This window comes from Anaerococcus octavius, from assembly GCF_900445265.1.
Taxonomy (GTDB): Bacteria; Bacillota; Clostridia; order Tissierellales; family Peptoniphilaceae; genus Anaerococcus; species Anaerococcus octavius.
On record NZ_UFTA01000002.1, the window covers coordinates 1,798,189 to 1,817,391 of the forward strand.

Genomic DNA, 19,203 nt, shown 5'->3' on the forward strand with positions numbered 1-19,203 from the left:
ATTTTTAAGAAGGATATAAAATATGAGCGCACCAAGTATAAAGATGACCTCACTTTACCACTACAATGATCCCTTAGTAAATATTGCAAATTCAATAAATGCTTTTGAGTTATCTGCGGTTATTGTAAAAGGAGTGAGCGATAAAATAGAAAGAAAATTATATACTAGCGAAAAAACAGCACAAATGTGCCAGCAACTTGGGATAGATTGTGCAATAGTAGCTATGGACTCTTGGGGAAATCATCATATAGATTTTACAACAGTTATGCATGAACTGGAAAATAGAAATATTCCGTGTTCCGGAATAACATTTATGGGCAATATGGCTCCCCTAGTTATTAAATATGATAACGTAGATTCCATAGTAGATTTTGTAAAAAATAAATCAGGACTAGAATCAACAATTGTCGGAGAAAACGACCTATCTACTGCAGATGTCAAAAAAGCATTTGCTCTTTTAAGTAAAAAATTAAAAAGTAGAAACTATAAGCTTAACAATAATCTTACAAAAATAAAATCTTTAGAAAAATTAATAAGATACTCTAAAGATATATCAGAAATAAAGCTAGGAAATAAAAATCAAATTATTGCTGATAATTTAATATTAAATATCGAGGAGCTTTTAGATATAAGTTATAATGAAGATATAGTAAGCAAAGTTAATATTAAAATTATAAATCCAGATCAAAAAAATATCTTTACCCACACAAAGCTAGACTTTTTTCCTATAGCAACGAAAAAATCTGGCATATTAGGTACAGGTGAAACTATAGAATTAAATGGAATTTGCACAATGTTTACAGCATTTGAAGAAAATACTGGCTACGAACCTTGTAATATGGGATCATCCGAAGGCATTTTAAAGCAAAAAGTAGTTTTTGATAAAATAGGAACACCCCAAAATACAGATTACATAATAAATATAGAAGTGATTATCAAAGAAGGCCGGGCTATGAAAGCAGATGGCATCATAGAAGCTTATAAAATTTCAGATAAAATAAGCCAGAAAATTCAAAATTTACTAAAAAATATAGATACATCAAGGCTAAATGCAAAAACATTTTATAATTTTAAAAAAGATTCAGCCTTAAAATTAGCGATTATAAAAGTAGTGTCAGGCTATGGATGTATGTATGATACATTTTTAAAAGCTACAGAACCTTGTGGAATCATAGGGGCAACAAATATTAGACAAATGGATAATATGCCTTTTTTACTAACAGCAAATGAAGTTATGGATGGAGCTATTAAACCCTTGCAATAATATTTACTAGTTAATTGTAGAAATCTTGTCAATAATATTGTAGATGATATAATATTAGTAGGTAAAACGTTTGTATAAAGATTAACACTTATTTATATATAGGAGGCAAAAATGGGATTTGGCCCTAGTACAAAAATGACAACCATGCATCATTATAGGTGTCCAATAGTAAATGTAGTTTCATCTTATGATGGATTAGAATTTGTAGGAGTAATTGCCAAGGGAGTAGCTGATAAGCAAGTTGATAAGGAAAGAACATCAGTAGAAACAGCCAAAATGGCCAAAGAATTAGGACTTGACGCCGCCATAGTAGCCCTAGACGGCTGGGGCAACCACCACATAGATTTTACAACTGTAATAGGTGAGCTAGAAAAAAATGGTATAGCAACAGCGGGTTTATCTTTCATAGGCCAACAAGCAACCTTTGTTTCTACAAATGAATATGTAGATTTAGTAATAGACTACAACAAAACGGAAGCAGGTGTTGAAACCCAAGTTTTGGGAGAAAACTCTCTAGCAGAAATAGATGCTATGAAAGCTATGGTTGAACTTAGAAAGAAAATGGCTAAACGTGGCAAAAAATGGGATAAGAAAAAAGATCCAAATGAGAAGAAAGAAGTCAAGCTTACAAAAGACTACATAAATATAAAAGAAGTAAAATTTGGTGAAGAAAACAAAATAGACGGCCATACACTAATCATAGATGAAAATATAGCAATAGATGCCCTAGAAGGACAAGAGAGAATCATCGACATGAGTGTAGACATTATAAAACCAGGTGATTACAAAAAAGAAGCCAACACCAACCTAGATATTATGCCAATAGCAGGCAAAAAATCAGGCAAACTTGGTGAAGGTGAAACAGTCGAACTAAGGGGCGTAGTAGCCATGATAACAGGAGTAGAAGAAGCCTACGACCTCCAACCTGCTAATATGGGATCATGTGATGGCACTCTAGAAGAAAAAATAAGCTTTGACAAACCAGGTACCCCATCTGTAGATGATTATATATTCCATATAGATTTTACCTTCAAAGAAGGCGAAGGCAGGACAGCAGATGGTATAATCACTGCCCATAAAATAGCCGACCAAATAATAGGGAAAATAAGAGAAGTTTTAAAATCCTATGATGGAAAATATGACCAAGTAAAAGACTTTTACAATATAAAAAGACCAGGAAAATACAAGATAGGCATAGTAAAAGTAGTCTCAGGTGTAGGATGTATGTACGATACATTTACAAAAGCAGATGAACCAGCAGGAATAATCGGTGGAGATAATATAAGACTTGGAAAAAATAGCCCAGTATTTTTAACACCAAATGAGGCGCGCGATGGGGGTATACATTCACTCTATTAAAATAAATGAAAATTTTAAGCATTTGCGTAAAGCAAGTGCTTTTTTTATGGATTAAGCTAGTCAATATAATATAAAACTATAATAGTGCTGTATTTTTAAGATAGATTAACAATCAAAGTTTATTAAACACATGCCTCCAAAAAAGATTTCTCCATTCCGCTAGCGCTCCAGTCGAAATGACAATAGGGAAGGCATAGTTTTATGATGATACTAATCTTATAAACCTAATGAATTTACAATAAGTATATAAGACCAGTGTCTTAAAACAAAGCAGTTATACTATTGTCATCTCGAGCGTAGCCGAGAGATCTACCTATGAGTCAGGCATTCTAAACCGTAGTTATTATAATTTATAAATCATTAATAAACTAATAAATTTTAAAACTAGTGTTCAAAAGCCGCATAAAGCAAAGAAAGATTTCTCCATTCCGTTATCACTCCAGTCGAAATGACAATAGGGAAGGCATAGTTTTATGATGATACTAATCTTATAAACCTAATGAATTGACAATAAGTAAATAAGACCAATATCTTCAAACAAAGCTCACCACCTCTTTGTCATCTCGAGCGTAGCCGAGAGATCTACCTAAAAATCATACATCCCATACCGCAGACAATATCTAAATATATTTATAAACTTTTACCAAAAACTCCCCGTTACTTTGTTACAAATTTAGTAAAATATTGTATAATAACCATATATGGAGGCAGTATGGAAAATTTATATAAAAAATTACCTCAAATGAATGAGATTTTAAATAGATATGATGAAAATCCTGTAATTGTAAAAGATATTGCAAATAGCGTTTTGGATGATTATCGAGCTAAAATTGCTAATAAAGTAGATTTTGAAACTGAGGATATATACTCTGATATAGATAGTATGATAAATTCTTACACTCCTTATTCACTTTATAATGTGATAAATGCAACTGGTGTTATTTTGCATACTAATTTAGGTCGTGCGGTTTTATCCCGAAAATCCCTTGAACGTATAGAAAAAATCGGGTCTAGCTATTCAAATTTGGAATACGATGTAAAAAAAGGTGCCCGTGGATCTCGCTACACTCACTTGGTCGATATTGTTAAAAAACTTACTGGAGCAGAGGATGCCCTTATTGTAAATAACAATGCTGCGGCAGTTTTTTTGGTTTTAAATACCTTTTGCCAAGGTAAAAATGCCCTTATTTCTCGTGGAGAACTTGTTGAAATAGGTGGTTCATTCCGTATTTCAGAAATTATGAAAAAATCAGGTGCCAATATTATTGAAGTGGGTGCTACAAATAGAACTCATCTTTATGATTATGAAAATGAAATCGATGATGAAAACTTATCTGCAATCGTAAAAGTCCACAAATCAAACTTCCAGATGGTGGGTTATAACGAATCTGTAGATACTAAAGACCTTAAAGAATTAATTGCAGATCGTGATATCCTTCTTTACGAAGACCTAGGAAGTGGATCTTTAATCGACCTTACTCCTTATGGCTATTCCTACGAAAAAACAGTGGGTGATTGTCTAAATGATGGGATAGATTTAGTAAGCTTTTCTTGTGATAAATTAATCGGTGGCTCCCAAGCAGGGATTATAGTGGGTAAAAAAGAATACATAGCAGAAATGAAAAAAAATCAACTTCTAAGAGCCTTTAGAGTAGATAAACTTACCCTTGCTTCAGTTGAAGCGACTCTTATAGAATATTTAGATTTTGAAACTATGAAAGAAGAAAATCCAACTATTAGAATGATTACAGAAGATGAGGATACTACTAAAAAAAGATGTCAAAAACTTCTAAGAAAAATTCAAAAAATAAAGGACGTAGATGCAGAGATAATTGAAAGTGAAGGAAAAATCGGAGGTGGTTCATATCCGCTAGATATAAAGAAAACTTATTCCATAAAAATAAGTGATCCTAATATTACAAAACTAGAAAGACAGCTAAGATTATCAGACTATCATATAATTTCAACAGTTCATGATGGTAATCTTTATTTAAATGCTCTAACTATTTTTGATAAGCAAATAGATGATATTTACGAAACTTTAAAGGAATACTATGAAAAATAATTATATAATAGGTACAGCAGGTCATATAGATCATGGTAAAACAACCTTGATCAAGGCTCTTACTGGCAATGAAACTGACAAGTTAAAAGAGGAAAAAGAACGTGGTATATCCATAAATTTGGGTTTTACCGCACTAGACCTATCAAATGGCGAAAGAGCTGGTATTATTGATGTACCAGGGCACGAAAATTTTATAAAAAATATGATGGCAGGAGTAGTTGGTATAGATATTATTTTGCTAGTAATAGCTGCAGATGATGGAGTAATGCCACAAACTATAGAGCATGCTCAAATTCTCCATTATATGGGAGTAGATAATGCAATAATTGTAATTAGCAAAAAAAATATGGTGACAGAAGATATGCTAGACCTTGTAAAAGCTGATATAGAAATGTCTTTTAAAGATACCATATTAGAAGATGCTCCAATTATAGCCGTTGACTCAGTTTCTGGAGAAAATATAGATCAACTAAAAACTCTTATAGAAGAAAAAATTTTAACAACAGAGAAAAAAGAAGATAGCAAATCCATGAGGATGAATATAGATAGGTCCTTTACCCTTAAAGGTATAGGAACAATTATAACAGGAACTCTTACCGAGGGAGAAATCTATAAAGATCATGAATATATGCTCTACCCATCTGGTAAAAAAGTAAAAATAAGGTCAATAGAAAATCATGATGTGCCAATAGAAGTTGCCCACAAAGGTCAAAGAATTGCCCTAAATCTATCAAACATTTCTTCAAATGAAATCGAACGTGGAGATATTATTGCCCAAAATGATTCCCTTATAAGAGTCAAAAATGTACAAACTAAACTTTCCCTATCCAAATTTGATGATATAGAAATTGAACATTGGACTAGAGTAAGGTTTTTCCATGGAACAAAAGAAGTCCTAGCAAGAGCGGTGCCACTTGACCAAAAAGAGATAAAAGCAAATCAAACTGCCCTTTGCGAATTTCGTTTAGAAGAAAATATTTTTGTAAAAAGAGGCGATAAATTTGTCATCAGATCATATTCACCGGTAAAAACTATTGGTGGTGGAGAAATAATCGATACAAATAGCCAAAATCACACAGTAAACTCCACAGACTATGTGTCTTACCTAAAAAATAAGGAAGAATTTACAGAAATCGATGAGATAATAGACTTTTTAGATACATTTAAAACTGAAGAAGAAATCTACACCCACATGGGCATCGAAAAGTCAGCCTTAGAAGAAGATTTAAAGCAAATGGTAGCCAATAATGATATTCAAATACTGGGAGAATCATATATAGCTAGTCAAAGCCTAGAAAAAATAGCGACAGATATTAGCCAAATAGTCAAAGACTACCATAAAGAAAATCCTTTAGATGAGGGAATCTCAAAAGAAGAGCTAAGGCAAAAACTAGATTTAAAACTAGATAGCAAAGATTTTGAAGCTATGCTAAAAAATAAAATATTAACCAAGCATATCATGCTCCAAAAAGGTTATGTAAAGGATAAAAACTTTGCCATAAGCCTTGCCAAAGACCAAAATAGAATCAATGAACTAATAGAACAAATTAAGGCAAATGAGCCAAAACTATCCAAAGAATCAGATGTATTTTATGAAAAAGATAAAGATCTATTAGCCTTTTTACTAAAAAATGATTTGGTAAAAATCGATGAATTTGTAATAAGAAATGAATATTATACAAAATTAGTAGATACGGTAAAAGAATATTTTAAGGATAATGATAAGCTAGAAGCCAAGGAATTTAGAGATATATCAGGACTAAGTCGTAATCAAGCTATAGTGATATTAGAATACTTAGATAGGAAAAATATTACAAAAAGAGTAGATGATTATAGAATATTACTTTAGTGGCGAGAGCGTGTAGGAATCGAACCTACCCGAGAAGTACACTTCTCACAACGGTTTTGAAGACCGCAGAGCACACCAGACACTCATCCGCTCCCATACGTGCACCTTATATTATAACACAAGTTGCTAAGAAATCAACAAAATTTATCACTTGCAGTAAAATAATAAGATGATATAGACAGAAAATTTAATAAAATCAAAAGCTCACAAAAGCTAATAAACCAATACTTAGCCAAAAGTGAGCTTTTTTTATGTAAAAAATTCGGGAAAAATCATAGCGGATTTCTATATATAAGTAGGAGGTGATGAAATGACAAAAATCTTAATCTATAAAGAAGAAAAAACAGATGAAAAAGATAAAAAAGATGATAAAGATTGTAAGTAAAGAAAGGAGGAGGCAAAGAAATTTTGCTGGTAAGGATATTTAATGGATTTTAAAGGATGTGAGTTTTATCAAGTTAATAGCTAAGGGCTAGTAAAATCATAAACCAAAGAAAGATTTCTCCATTCCGTTACCACTCCAGTCGAAATGACAATAGGTAGGGCTTTAAACAATCAAGTTTAAAATCATACACACACAACACTTGGAAATCAATAACTAAGATCATAATCTAAATATGAAGAATGCCCCTTTATTGTCATCTCGAGCTCAGCCGAGAGATCTACCCCAGAGTCAGACATTCCTAACCGTAGCTATTCAAATAATATTAATAAAATAAAAACTACGTTTATCAAATCATAAACTACAAAAAGATTTCTCCACTCCAAAGCCCAAAGTCTATTCTAGTCGAAATGACAATGGGGGATTGTAGCCTTATTAAAAAAACAATTTTACCAACCCAACACTTGGAAATCAATAACTAAGACCATAATCTAAATACGAAGAATATCCTCTATTGTCATTTCGACCGTAGCAAAGCGGAGTGGAGAAATCTACCTAAGAGCCAGATATTCCTAACCGCAGCTATTAGCAACAATAAAAACAATATCCAAAATCAACTTCCTTACCACAACAACTCCAAACTTTATGGATTAAAAAAATAAGCATGCAAGCTTATCTAATCTTTCCATATCTTATAAACCGCCACAAAAAATTATGGATATTACCAAACTAATCGGCGACCTTGGCTTTCCTATAGTGGTTAGCCTTATACTAATATACAGATTAGATTATAAACTTGATCAAATTCTAAAAGAAATTAGAGAAATAAAAAATGAAAAATAAAGGAGATTTATGCAATCAATTGAAAATATGTTAGCTTATGCAAAAAGTCAACATAGAAAAGTTGGATATTCTATGGCTTATCCAGCAAGGTTGGGTCCAAGTTATCTTGACTGCTCATCATTTGTATATTTTGCACTGATAGCTGGGGGCTTTTTGCCCCAGGCTACTGTGATTGGAAATACTGAAAGTCTTTTTAAATTAAAAGGAACAGTTTTAGAAGAGATATACTCTTATGAGCAAATAATTCCTGGAGATATTTTTATAAGAGGCATAGAAGGCAGGACCTATGGAGCAAATGGCCATACAGGTATTTTCCTAAAAAAAGGTGAAATTATCCATTGCAACGCAGTAAATGCAACAGTAAGTATAAATGGAGAATCAAACTTTTTAAGGTATTTTTTAGATTGCAAAAGAAGTCCACATGAAAGATACTTTAGACCAGTTATAAAAAATAAAACATATAATAAACACAAATCAGGAACGGCAATAGTTTATGCCACTACTTATGTAAGAGCATATCCCAGTACAAAGGCTCAAATAGTTGCAAGCTATCATAGAGGCCAAAAAATAAAATACGATCAAATAATAATTGCAAATGGCTACCACTGGCTTTCCTATATTGGAAATAATAGTGGTAGGCGTAGGTATGTAGCCTATAAAGATAGCAAAGGCAATCAATGGATGGATATATAATCCGTCCATTTTTTTATTGACAAATATAAATTACATTATATATATAAATAAATATAGTATAATCCCAATTTTCCTAATACAACAAAATTTCTTGGCTAGTTTTAAATTATTAAATACAATACAATAAAGTTATAAATAATAAATAACAGAGAGGAAAACTATGAAAAAGAAAAGTATCTTAATCGCCAGCTTATCACTTGGTTTAATATTTGGAATAGCAAATACCCCTACATATGCATCAGCTAACGAAATTACCCAAGAGCAAAAAGATGAATTTCATAGAAGAAAAACGGACGAAGTATTGGCTCAGCTAAAAGCAAAAGATAAAGATGCAGCTGCTAATCTGTTAGCAGCTCAAAAAGAGCTTGAATCAGAAAAAGATAATTTAAGCAAAAAAGAAGAAGAGCTAGGTAATTTAGAAAAAGCAAAAATAGAAAAGGAAAATCAACTTGATCAATCAAAAGAAAATAATGACTCGGAAGAGGTGATTAATAAACTTCAAAATGAGCTTGATCAAATAAACAATGATATTAATCAAAAAAATGAAGAAATTACCTTGTTAAATCAATCTATAAAAGAAAAAGATGATAAAGTTAATTTACTTGATAAAGAAAAATTTAGAATACATAGACTATCAGATGACTACAGCCACGCTACAAATGGAGATCCATTTCTATTAGATAAAGCAGAAGCAAGATATGACATCAGAGGATATGAAATACAAGGCTTGATTAATGAATATGAAAGAAATACTTACATTAATGAAGTAAATGTCACACAAAATAAGGAAGAACTAGAAGCCAAATTAGCAGAAATTAAAGGTAAAATAGGCATAGCTGGAGAAAGCACTCCAGAAAAAGAAAAAGAAGTGTTAAATAAAACAAAAGAAGATGCTCTCTCAAAACTCAATGAAAAAGAAAATCTAAGCCAAGAACAAAAAGAAGATTTCAAAGTAAAAATCGAATCAGTAGAAAACATTGAAGACTTAAAAACTATAAATAAAGAAGTAGAAAAAGCAGAAGCGGATGCAAAAGCTAAGAAAGATGCTGAAAAGCTCAAAGCATTTAAAGAATCTTCTAAAAGAAATATAGAAAAAAAAGAATATTTAAGCCAAGAAAATAAAAAAGAATTGTTAGATCAAATTGAATCGGCAGAAACATTAGAAAAAATTGAAGCAATCTTAAAAGAAGCTGATTTAGCAGATAAAAAAACAAAAGAAGAAAAAGATAATTCAGAAGTAGCTAAAAAGTTAGAGTCATCTAAAGAATCTGCCAAGCAAAATATAGAAAGCAAAGACCATCTTACTCCAGAACAAATAAAAGAATTTAAAAATCAAGTGGATTCTGCAGAAAGTGTTGAAAAAATAAATGAAATATTAGATAAAGTTGGAGCAGCAGATAAGAAATCTCAAAAAGAAAAAGAAGAAAAAACTTTAGAAAAATCTAAAAAAGAGATAAAAGATAAATTAAACAATAATAATTTAGACCAAGATGATAAAGAATCATTTGCTAAAAAAATTGACCAAGCTTCAAATCTTGAAATCTTAAAAAATATAGAAGAACAAATCAACGCAGCTAGTAAAAAACAAGGTAAAACTGATAAGAATAATAAAGATAGTTCTAAATTAGATAATAAAGAAGAAAAGACAAGTAAGCCAGCAATAAAATCCTTAGACCCTATAAAAGAAAATACTACAAGTAAAGAAGATACTATAATAGTTGCACAATCTTTTAGATATATTAAAAAAGGTAGTTACAAAGTATCTGACCTAAAAGCTAAACGTGATAGATTAGAAAAATCAATAGATGCTAACAAGGCAACGGTTAGAGCCATACAATTATTAGAAGAATTAGCACCAAGAACAGTTGCCAAAAATCGCAGTAAAGTTGATAAATTGCTAAAAGAGTCTCAAAGATTACTCAAAGAAGCAAGCTATGCTTTAGACGAGTATAACTACCTATTAAGTAAATAAAGATTTATAAATTGCAAAAATGGGTAATTATCAATAAAATAGATATAAAGATAATCTTAAAATACAAAAAGGAGAAAACCGATGAATAAAAAATTATTAACTGCAGCTTTATCAGCTACATTAGTACTTGGTGCAGGTGTACAAAATGTACATGCTGATGAAGTAACTATCCCAACAGCACCAGAAGATAAGCAAACAGTAAATACAACAACAGGTGGAGTGGCAAACACAGAATCAGTAGAAAATGAAAAAATAAAAACATCAAGCACCCTTGATCCAAATGCAACACCAGAAGATGGCGATACAAAAGAAAATCCATCAAAAGGTGAAAAAGAAGAAACCAACAAAAAAGACAACAAAGATCAAGCTCCACAAGATAAAGAAAATAATAAAGATAATAAAGACAACAAAGAAAAAAAACCAGCAGATACTGGCAAAAAAGAGTATCCAGCAAAAGAAAACACAGATAATAACAAAGATAACAAAGACAATAAAGATAACAAAAAAAATGAACCAGCAAACGGCGGCAAGAAAGTCTTCCCAGCGGAAAAAGAAAATACCAAAGAAAAAAAACCAGCAAATGGTGGCAAAAAGATCTTCCCAGGACAAAAAGAAGACAAGAAAAACGACGATAAAAATAACAAACCAAACGATAAAGTAAAAGTCTTCCCAGCAAAAGGCAAAAAAGAAGACAAGAAAGACGATAAAAAAGAAGACAAAAACGCTGGAGAAAATCCAAAAACAGGTATAGCAACAGCAGGAGTACTAGCAGCGACAGCTTCATTAGCATCAGCAGGATATGCTGTTACAAAAAAAAGAAATAAATAATATTGTAATAAAAGAGGGGGTTACTTTAAAACCTCTCTTTTTTTGTGTAGGTATATAATTAAGGAGATGGATAAACAATAAGGACTGCACAAGAAAAAGAAAGTTTTTTCATTTGTAATCTTGACCGTAGTCGAGAGGTATACCTAAGAGTCAGATATTCCCAACCGTAGCAATAAAAAAATCGCATCATCCTACATTCTGCTAATAAGAAAACCAACTAAAAACAAAGCAAACACCACGCTTGTCATCTCGAGCATATCCGAGAGATCTACATAAGAATGAGATATCCATAAACGTAGCCATAAAAAAAATAAAACCATTAATAAAAAAATAAATCCTAACAATCCCATAGCTTTAAAAAAGATTTCTCCACTACGCAAGCAAAAGCTTCCTCCAGTCGAAATGACAATAGGGGGATCATTATAAAAGTAGGAGAATAATATTGTAGGTAAAACTTATATAAATAAAAAATAGAAAAATAAGAAAAAAGAAACTACAAAATATTTTAATTCTACATTCTGCTAATAAGAAAACCAACTAAAAACAAAGCAAACACCACGCTTGCCATCTCGAGCGTAGCCGAGAGATCTACCTAAGAGTCAGATATCTATAAACATAGCCATAAAAAATAAGACCATTAATAAAAAAAGAAACCTAACAATCACATATCTATAAGAAAGATTTCTCCACTACGCAAGCAAAAACTTCCTCCAGTCGAAATGACAATAGGGGGAGTCATTATAAAAGTAGGAGAATAATATTGTAGGTAAAACGTATATAAATAAAAATAGAAATATAAGAAAAAAAGAAACTACAAAATATTTTAATTCTAAATTCTGCTAATAAGAAAACCAACTAAAAACAAAGCAACACCACGCTTGTCATCTCGAGCGTAGCCGAGAGATCTACATAAGAGTCAGATATTCATAAACGTAGCCATAAAAAAAATAAAACCATTAATAAAAAAATAAATCCTAACAATCACATATCTATAAGAAAGATTTCTCCACTACGCAAGCAAAAGCTTCCTCCAGTCGAAATGACAATGGGGGAGTCATTATAAAAGTAGAAAACAACCTTATAAAAAAATCACAAAAAAACTAGGTTACTAACCTAGTTTTAAATCTATTATCCAAACTCAATATTACCAAAATCCCTTTTCATCATCTCTTATCAACCACACTGCACCAGCGATAGCGGCTATACCCAAGGCTATTTTTTTGATAGGCAAAGCATTTTTTCTGTCTCTCGCTTGATTTTTATAATGTCTTTTTATACTATAAATATCTGTTTGATAAGGTCTTGTTAGATAAAGTTTATTATCTCTAAAATCATTTCCATAATATACACCATCCAATTGATAATCAGTAGTTATATCTCCGCTACTTTCTTTGTTTAGATCTCTTTCTAATATAGAATGATCAGTATCAACTAACTTTTGCCTTTCTTCAACAATTGACTCTGGGTTTTCAATAGTTCTTTCAATGCTAGATTCTTTATAAACCACATCTCCATTGTCAGCTTTGATAACCACCTTTGTATCCTCAGGTACAACACGGCGACTTTCTATAACAGCTTTTTTACTTGGTACAGTTTTTTTAGGATGCTCTTCAACCACAGCACTTTTTTCACTTTCGCTTACCTTAGCTGTAGGCACACTGGTTCTAATTTCTTTGACATCTACGTCATCATCTACACCACCAAAACCAAAACCAGTATAAAGCTCTTGACCACGTTCAAGATCTTTATCCTTTGCATCATTTAAAGGTCTATCATTTGCCTTAGGAGTCTCGTCAAGTTCATCAATATCTTTGCTTTGGTCAACAGAACTAGCTCCCTTTTGCTTATTATCTAAATCAGCCATCACACTTCCTCCTCAAATAGTTTAGAAAATATTAGTAAAATCTTGCTCTACTTTAATATATATATGAAACTTATACCCAATAAATGTCTAGATATGCCACTATGATAAATTTTTGTAAACATAGACATTTAATCACAATTGCAGTACACTTAATGTCGTATAAGACTATTAAAGACTTGCTGAAAATAATTAATAGCGGCAGAAAATGAATTGCTATAGTGGAAATGACAATTAGGTGAAACATTACTCCAATAAGACTAAATCTTATAAACTAAAAACTTCGTATAAAGTAAAAAAGAAAGTAATTCTAAAAACAAAGCAATTCTCCAATTGTCATCTCGAGCGTAGCCGAGAGATCTACATAAGAGTGAGATATCCATAAATGTAGCCATTAAAAAAATAAAACCACTAATAAAAAAAATCCTAAGAATCACATAGCTTTAAAAAAGATTTCTCCACTACGCAAGCAAAAGCTTCCTCCAGTCGAAATGACAATAGGGGAGTCATTATAAAAGTAGGAGAATAATCTTACAAACAAGAAACCTACATTCCATAAATAAGAAACCAACCCCAAAAACAAAGTAACACCACGCTTGTCATCTCGAGCGTAGCCGAGAGATCTACATAAGAGTCAGATATCCCAAACCGTAGCAATAAAACACATAAAAATAATAAATCAGACCCAGATCCACACCTCACAGAAAGGAGCAATATATGCCAACAACTGATATCCAAATCATAGCCATCCTTCCAGAAGAAATCAAATCATTTGGCATAGGATCGCGTGTATATACACCAACCACCACCCATCTTATAGAAGAAACGCCCACCCTTTTCCTCAACAAAATGTATAAAAAACGAGGAAAAAACAAAAAAGAGATGGATCAAATCATCAAATATACCCTACAAATTAGCAAAAATATGCCCTACATCATCGATACCAGCCACGTATTTTTCGGATTCAAATACAGAAACGCTGTATATGACAGGGAAAGGAGAGGCTTTGCTAATGTTAGCTTTGTCGAAAAAATAGAAAATAGTGAGATTATCCTAACTACTGGCGAGAGCATTGCCACCCTCAATACCTTTGACACCCTAAATACTAATAAGAATAACGCCAAAACCATGCTCTACCGCCAGCAGCTTATAGCTTCCTACGACTGGGCCGAGACACTAGATCAGATTAGAAATACAGTTATGAGAGAAACTGGTCCAAGGCTGACAGAAGTAAGACAAAGTTTACTTGACTAACTAGCAAAATCTGCTAAAATAAATATAACTATCAATATCTTTATGGGTGATAACCACAAACATGAGTGCAAAATATCGATAGTTATAAACCAAAATAAGCAAATATGTAGGTTGATATTTTCTAGAATTGCAAATAATTTAGAAATATTGACTACATAAATAAAGCTTATCAAAACACTCATCAATATTACAATCAGTAAAAATCACATATTCACTGTAAACTTGTGGTAAATATGGAGATATTTGTAAGTATATTTTTTAGAAATATTGATATTTTTACCAAATGTGTTGCAAAAGTGTAGGAGCTGGTGTAATATAGATAGTGTAAAGTGAGTACTATTTATTACGCAAATAAAATAGTAGTTAAAAACTAACAAGGAGAATTTTACAATGAAATTAAACAAAAGAATTGCATCAGGTGCATTAGCACTAGCATTAGTTACTCCAGTAGTAGCAAACGCTGCAGAAGATACAACATATGTTACAACAACACTTCCAAAAGCAGTTACAGACAAAGTAGTTGTTGATGGAAAAACTTATACAAAAGCTCAATTCCAAGAAGCTTTAAAACAAGCTAACAAAGACTACAATGAATACCTAGCAGCTAAAGCAGAAGCTGATAACTTAGAAGAATCATTAAAAGTTGCTAAAGATAGATATAACAAAGCTTATGAAGCTTATAAAGCTGAAGATCTTAAAACAGAAGATGGCAAAAAAGTTGTAAAAGAAAAACAAACAAACTTTGATATTGCTTTAGAAAATCTTAACAACAAGGCTAAAGAAGAATTAAAAAAGGAAAACTTCTACTATGATGGAAAAAGTGTATCTATAGTTGAAGATAATACAGCTAAATCTGAAGATTTAAAAGAAAAAGAAGTTAATGGAAAAGATGGTCTTGCAACAGGCGAATTTGACGAAGCTGTTGATAGAGCTAGAGAAGCTTACAAAGAATTAAAAGAAGCTGAAAAAAATGCTGATAAACCAGCAACAGATTCTGAAAAATACAGAGAATATACAGCAGCATCATATGAAAAAGATAGACTTCAACAACAATACGATGCAGCTAAAGCTAAAGCAGATAAAGCTAAAGCTAAAAGCGATGCAAGCTTCAAAGCTTTAAATGCAATTGCTCAAGCTTACAATGTTATTGTAGAAGCAACAAACAACGGAATCGCAGTTGTTGATAAAGATCAAAAACCATCTGATAAAGAAATTTCTGCTGAACAATTAGCTAAACTTCAAAAATCAATTGACAAAGCTAACGAAACATTAAAAGCAGTTGATTTATTAAAACAATTCGCTCCAAACACAGCTAAATTAAACACAGCTAAATTAGATGCATTAGTAGCTGAACAAAAAGCAACAATCGCTAAAGCAGAAGCTATCATCAAAGGAGCTGACAAAAAAGTTGCTCTAATCTCTACAGCTTTCGCAGCTGAAGAATCTAAAGAAGATTCTAAAGAAGAAGTAACTTCTGAAGACGTTGACGCACTAATCAAAGAATTAGACGACAACACAGATGCTATCAACAAAGAAATGGAAAATCTTGATAAACAAGTAAAAGACGAAGACGAAGAAAAACCAGCTGATAAAGACAAAGATAAAAAAGACGAAGAAAAACCAGCTGATAAAGAAGATAAAAAAGACGAAGATAAAAAAGAAGATAAAAAAGTTGAAAAAACAACAGTTGTAGAAAAATCAGCTAACAAAGCAGCTGGCTCAAACGCTAAAACAGGTATCGCTGGTGTAGCTGGCGTTGCAGGTGTATTAGCAGCAGCTTCAGTTGCTTACGCAGCAAGCAAAAAAAATAACTAATTTTAAATATTAGTAATTTTTACAACAAATAATTAGAGTCCTATAAAAGAGTGCACTCGATAAGACTCGAAACTAAATAATAGTAACCGCGGTACTCACTTGAAAATGCTCCCACCACTTAGGTGGGAGTGTTTTTTTGTGGATTAATAGATTCGTAGTAATAATATAAATTAATAAAAAAAGATTTCTCCACTCCGGGTCTAAAGCCCCTCCGGTCGAAATGACAATGTAGGGAAACATAACTCCGATAAAACATATCCTATAAAGCAAAAACTTCGTATAAAGTAAAAAAAAGCAATCCTAAAACAAAGTAAATTCACAAATTGTCATCACGACCGTAGCGAAGCGGAGCGGAGAGATCTGCATAAGAGTCAGACATCCCTAACCGCAGCCATAAAAAAAATAAAACCATTAAAAAAACAAATCCTAAGAATCACATAGCTTTAAGAAAGATTTCTCCACTGCGGAAGCAAAATCTTCCTCCGGTCGAAATGACAATGAGGGGAACATAACTCCGATAAAACATATCCTATAAAGCAAAAATTTCGTATAAAGTAAAAAAGAAAGCAATCCTAAAACAAAGTAAATTCACAAATTGTCATCTCGACCGTAGCGAAGCGGAGTGGAGAGATCTACATAAGAGTCAGACATCCCCTACCGTAGCCATAAAAAAAATAAAACCATTAAAAAAACAAATTCTAAGAATCACATAGCTTTAAGAAAGATTTCTCCACTGCGGAAGCAAAATCTTCCTCCGGTCGAAATGACAATATGGGGAAACATAACTCCGACAAACCATAATCCTATAAAGCAAAAACTTCGTATAAAGTAAATGAGAAATCATTACTAAACCAGAAAAACAATCTTATTAGCCGCCAATTCCTAGGTAAATGGGTATAATTACATAAAAAGAACCATTATTTTTAAATTTATGATTAGAAAAAATAAGAGAAAGGAAAATATATGAAATTTTTAGTCTTTTTAGCTAACGGATGTGAAGATGTGGAAGCACTTACGGTTGTTGATTATCTTCGCCGTGCTGATATTGATGTGACGACTGTTTCTATCCACAATACTAAGGATATTACTAGTAAATCAAATGTAGTTATAAGTGCTGATGCAAATCTTACTGACATCGATGCTGATGATTTTGACGGTCTTTATATACCAGGTGGCACTAAGGGTGCTGAGGCTTTACGCGATGATGATCGCGTTATTGATATTGTCAAGAAATTTAATGATGAGAATAAATTGATAGCTGCTATTTGTGCAGGTCCTATTGTTTTAAATCGTGCTGGTGTACTTGCTAATAAACGTGCAACTTCTTTTCCAGATTTAAAAGATCAAATTGATAATGTAAAAGAATATATAGATGATCAAATGCTTGTAACTGATGGTAATATTACTACTAGTCGTGGTGCTGCTGTAACTGTATATCTTGCTATGCGTTTGGTAGAAATTATAAAAGGACCTGAAGCTATCGAGAAATTAGAACATGGCACACAATTAGAGTGTGTAGAGGATTACTATGGCATATCCTATGATTATTTATCTAAAGAGGAAAATTAGAATATGAGCGAAATAAATAAGATTTTCATCCTGGGTGGAGCAGGATTTTTTGGTTACCATACTATTAAAGAAGCGATAAAGCGTGATTATGCGGTCAAAACAGTAGATATAGTAGCTTTGTCCGATGATTTAAAATTTAATGATGAAGGAAAAGTAGAGTTTATTGTCCAAAACTTTTTTGCTCTTGCTGATAAGGAAATAGTTGATTTAATCCGTGGTTGTGATGGTTTTGTATATGCGGGTGGAGTAGACGATAGGATAGTTCCTAAAAAACCTGCTAGGAAATTTTTCTACGATACAAATGTATTAGCAACTGCAAGGATAGCAAGATTAGCTAAGGAAGCAGGAGTGCGTAATTTTGTATTATTTGGATCTTATACATCAGAATTTGCAGAAGAAAATGACTATCTAAGAGAAAATAATTACCAACAAGAAGCTTATGTAGAAACAAGACTTCTACAAGAAAAAGCAGCAATGTATGCTGGAGAAGGGTCAATGAATGTTTCTGTTCTAAGACTTCCTTATATTTTTGGTACCATGCAAGGCAAAGTACCAACAACTAGTATGTATGTAGATATGCTAAGAGGTCAAGAATTTATGCCGGTAACCACAGGAGGATTTGCAACTATAACAGCAAATCAAGTGGGAGAATCTGCAATCAGTGCCTTAGAAAATGGGGAACACAGAAAAACATATGCTCCGGCAACTGGGTATATCAGCTATGAAGACTTCTACAAAAAAATTTTAAAAGAACTAGGACAAACAGAAACAACAAAATTGCAAGTGATGACATTTGATGAACTAGAAGAGGCATACAAAGAAGATGAGAAACTAACAGATACCCAAGGCATAGAGCATGGTATAAGGCAAGTAAATATGCTAAGAGCAAACAGCATGGAATTAAAATTGCCAACAGATGATGCATATGAAAGATTAAGAGTAAATAAAGAAGATACAGAAAAAATAATAGACGAAACAATAAAGGCATCTAATACTAGGAATTAGAAACTTTGTTATAAGGAAATGAAAAAGGAGGCAAAAGCCTCTTTTTTGTTTGGGAAAACACAAAGTAGGAAAAGATTTCTTCGCTACGGTCGAAATAACAATGACGGGAATCAAGAATAAATTAAAAATAATTCTTACAAACAAACAGTTCTGGAACTAAAAATAATTATATAAAAGTTTTTGATATTATATTCTGCAAATAAAAAAGCAACGTTTAATAAAGGAAAAACACCCCATATTGTCCTCTCGAGCGCAGTCGAGAGATCTACCTAAGAGTCAGGCATTTCTAACCGTAGTTTATAAAAAATAAAAGAAATAACAAAATTAAATCCTGAAGTTCAACAAACACATAACTCTAAAAAAGATTTCTCCACTCCAGAAGCAAAAGCTTCTTCCGGTCGAAATGACAATGAGGGGGAATCATCGCAAAAGTAGAAAAATAGT

13 protein-coding genes and 1 tRNA gene are annotated in these 19,203 nt (G+C 32.1%); 12 read left to right on the forward strand and 2 right to left on the reverse strand.

Annotation, left to right across the window (positions count from 1 at the left end; translation table 11 throughout):
• Positions 1 to 22: 22 nt before the first annotated feature.
• The 4 genes from DY249_RS08610 to selB all read left to right on the forward strand — a co-directional run bounded on the left by DY249_RS08610 (position 23) and on the right by selB (position 6,537).
• Entirely contained in the window at positions 23 to 1,264 is a 1,242-nt protein-coding gene (locus tag DY249_RS08610; protein WP_115595879.1) for a glycine/sarcosine/betaine reductase component B subunit, read from the forward strand.
• 111 nt (positions 1,265 to 1,375) lie between these two features.
• Positions 1,376 to 2,623, forward strand: a complete 1,248-nt coding sequence (locus tag DY249_RS08615) for a glycine/sarcosine/betaine reductase component B subunit (RefSeq protein ID WP_115595880.1) — start codon at positions 1,376 to 1,378, stop codon at positions 2,621 to 2,623.
• A gap of 712 nt (positions 2,624 to 3,335) precedes the next feature.
• Positions 3,336 to 4,688, forward strand: a complete 1,353-nt coding sequence (selA, locus tag DY249_RS08620) for an L-seryl-tRNA(Sec) selenium transferase (RefSeq protein WP_101540760.1) — start codon at positions 3,336 to 3,338, stop codon at positions 4,686 to 4,688.
• Positions 4,678 to 6,537, forward strand: coding sequence for a selenocysteine-specific translation elongation factor (selB, locus tag DY249_RS08625; RefSeq protein ID WP_115595881.1), 1,860 nt, complete (start codon positions 4,678 to 4,680; stop codon positions 6,535 to 6,537). The genes selA and selB overlap by 11 nt, the downstream gene beginning before the upstream one ends.
• Here selB and DY249_RS09210 read toward each other — a convergent pair.
• A tRNA-Sec gene (locus tag DY249_RS09210) sits at positions 6,538 to 6,632 on the reverse strand.
• Between the two features lie 1,001 nt (positions 6,633 to 7,633).
• On the opposite strand from DY249_RS09210, the gene DY249_RS08630 reads away from it, so the two are divergent.
• From DY249_RS08630 to DY249_RS08645, 4 genes are all read left to right on the forward strand, one after another.
• Positions 7,634 to 7,762 (forward strand): YvrJ family protein, encoded by a 129-nt coding sequence (locus tag DY249_RS08630; RefSeq protein ID WP_172540088.1) that lies wholly within the window; start codon positions 7,634 to 7,636, stop codon positions 7,760 to 7,762.
• Positions 7,763 to 7,771: 9 nt separating this feature from the next.
• Complete coding sequence (locus tag DY249_RS08635; protein ID WP_101540757.1) at positions 7,772 to 8,455, forward strand: peptidoglycan amidohydrolase family protein; 684 nt, start codon at positions 7,772 to 7,774, stop codon at positions 8,453 to 8,455.
• Positions 8,456 to 8,615: 160 nt separating this feature from the next.
• Complete coding sequence (locus DY249_RS08640; protein WP_115595882.1) at positions 8,616 to 10,427, forward strand: coiled-coil domain-containing protein; 1,812 nt, start codon at positions 8,616 to 8,618, stop codon at positions 10,425 to 10,427.
• 81 nt (positions 10,428 to 10,508) lie between these two features.
• Positions 10,509 to 11,255, forward strand: a complete 747-nt coding sequence (locus DY249_RS08645) for a hypothetical protein (protein WP_115595883.1) — start codon at positions 10,509 to 10,511, stop codon at positions 11,253 to 11,255.
• A 1,144-nt stretch (positions 11,256 to 12,399) separates the two neighbouring features.
• On the opposite strand, the gene DY249_RS08655 is transcribed toward DY249_RS08645, so the two are convergent.
• A complete protein-coding gene (locus DY249_RS08655) occupies positions 12,400 to 13,119 on the reverse strand; it encodes a hypothetical protein (RefSeq protein WP_115595885.1) in 720 nt (239 codons plus the stop codon).
• 714 nt (positions 13,120 to 13,833) lie between these two features.
• Between DY249_RS08655 and DY249_RS08660 the strand changes: the two genes are divergently transcribed.
• The 4 genes from DY249_RS08660 to DY249_RS08675 all read left to right on the forward strand — a co-directional run bounded on the left by DY249_RS08660 (position 13,834) and on the right by DY249_RS08675 (position 18,759).
• Positions 13,834 to 14,370 carry a hypothetical protein gene (locus tag DY249_RS08660; protein ID WP_115595886.1) on the forward strand — a complete coding sequence of 179 codons (537 nt, stop codon included), beginning with the start codon at positions 13,834 to 13,836 and terminating at the stop codon, positions 14,368 to 14,370.
• Between the two features lie 390 nt (positions 14,371 to 14,760).
• Positions 14,761 to 16,185: a hypothetical protein gene (locus DY249_RS08665; protein WP_115595887.1), complete on the forward strand. Its 1,425-nt coding sequence runs from the start codon at positions 14,761 to 14,763 to the stop codon at positions 16,183 to 16,185.
• Positions 16,186 to 17,148: 963 nt separating this feature from the next.
• Positions 17,149 to 17,754, forward strand: a complete 606-nt coding sequence (locus DY249_RS08670) for a DJ-1 family glyoxalase III (protein WP_115595888.1) — start codon at positions 17,149 to 17,151, stop codon at positions 17,752 to 17,754.
• 3 nt (positions 17,755 to 17,757) lie between these two features.
• Complete coding sequence (locus DY249_RS08675; RefSeq protein WP_115595889.1) at positions 17,758 to 18,759, forward strand: NAD-dependent epimerase/dehydratase family protein; 1,002 nt, start codon at positions 17,758 to 17,760, stop codon at positions 18,757 to 18,759.
• Positions 18,760 to 19,203: the final 444 nt, after the last annotated feature.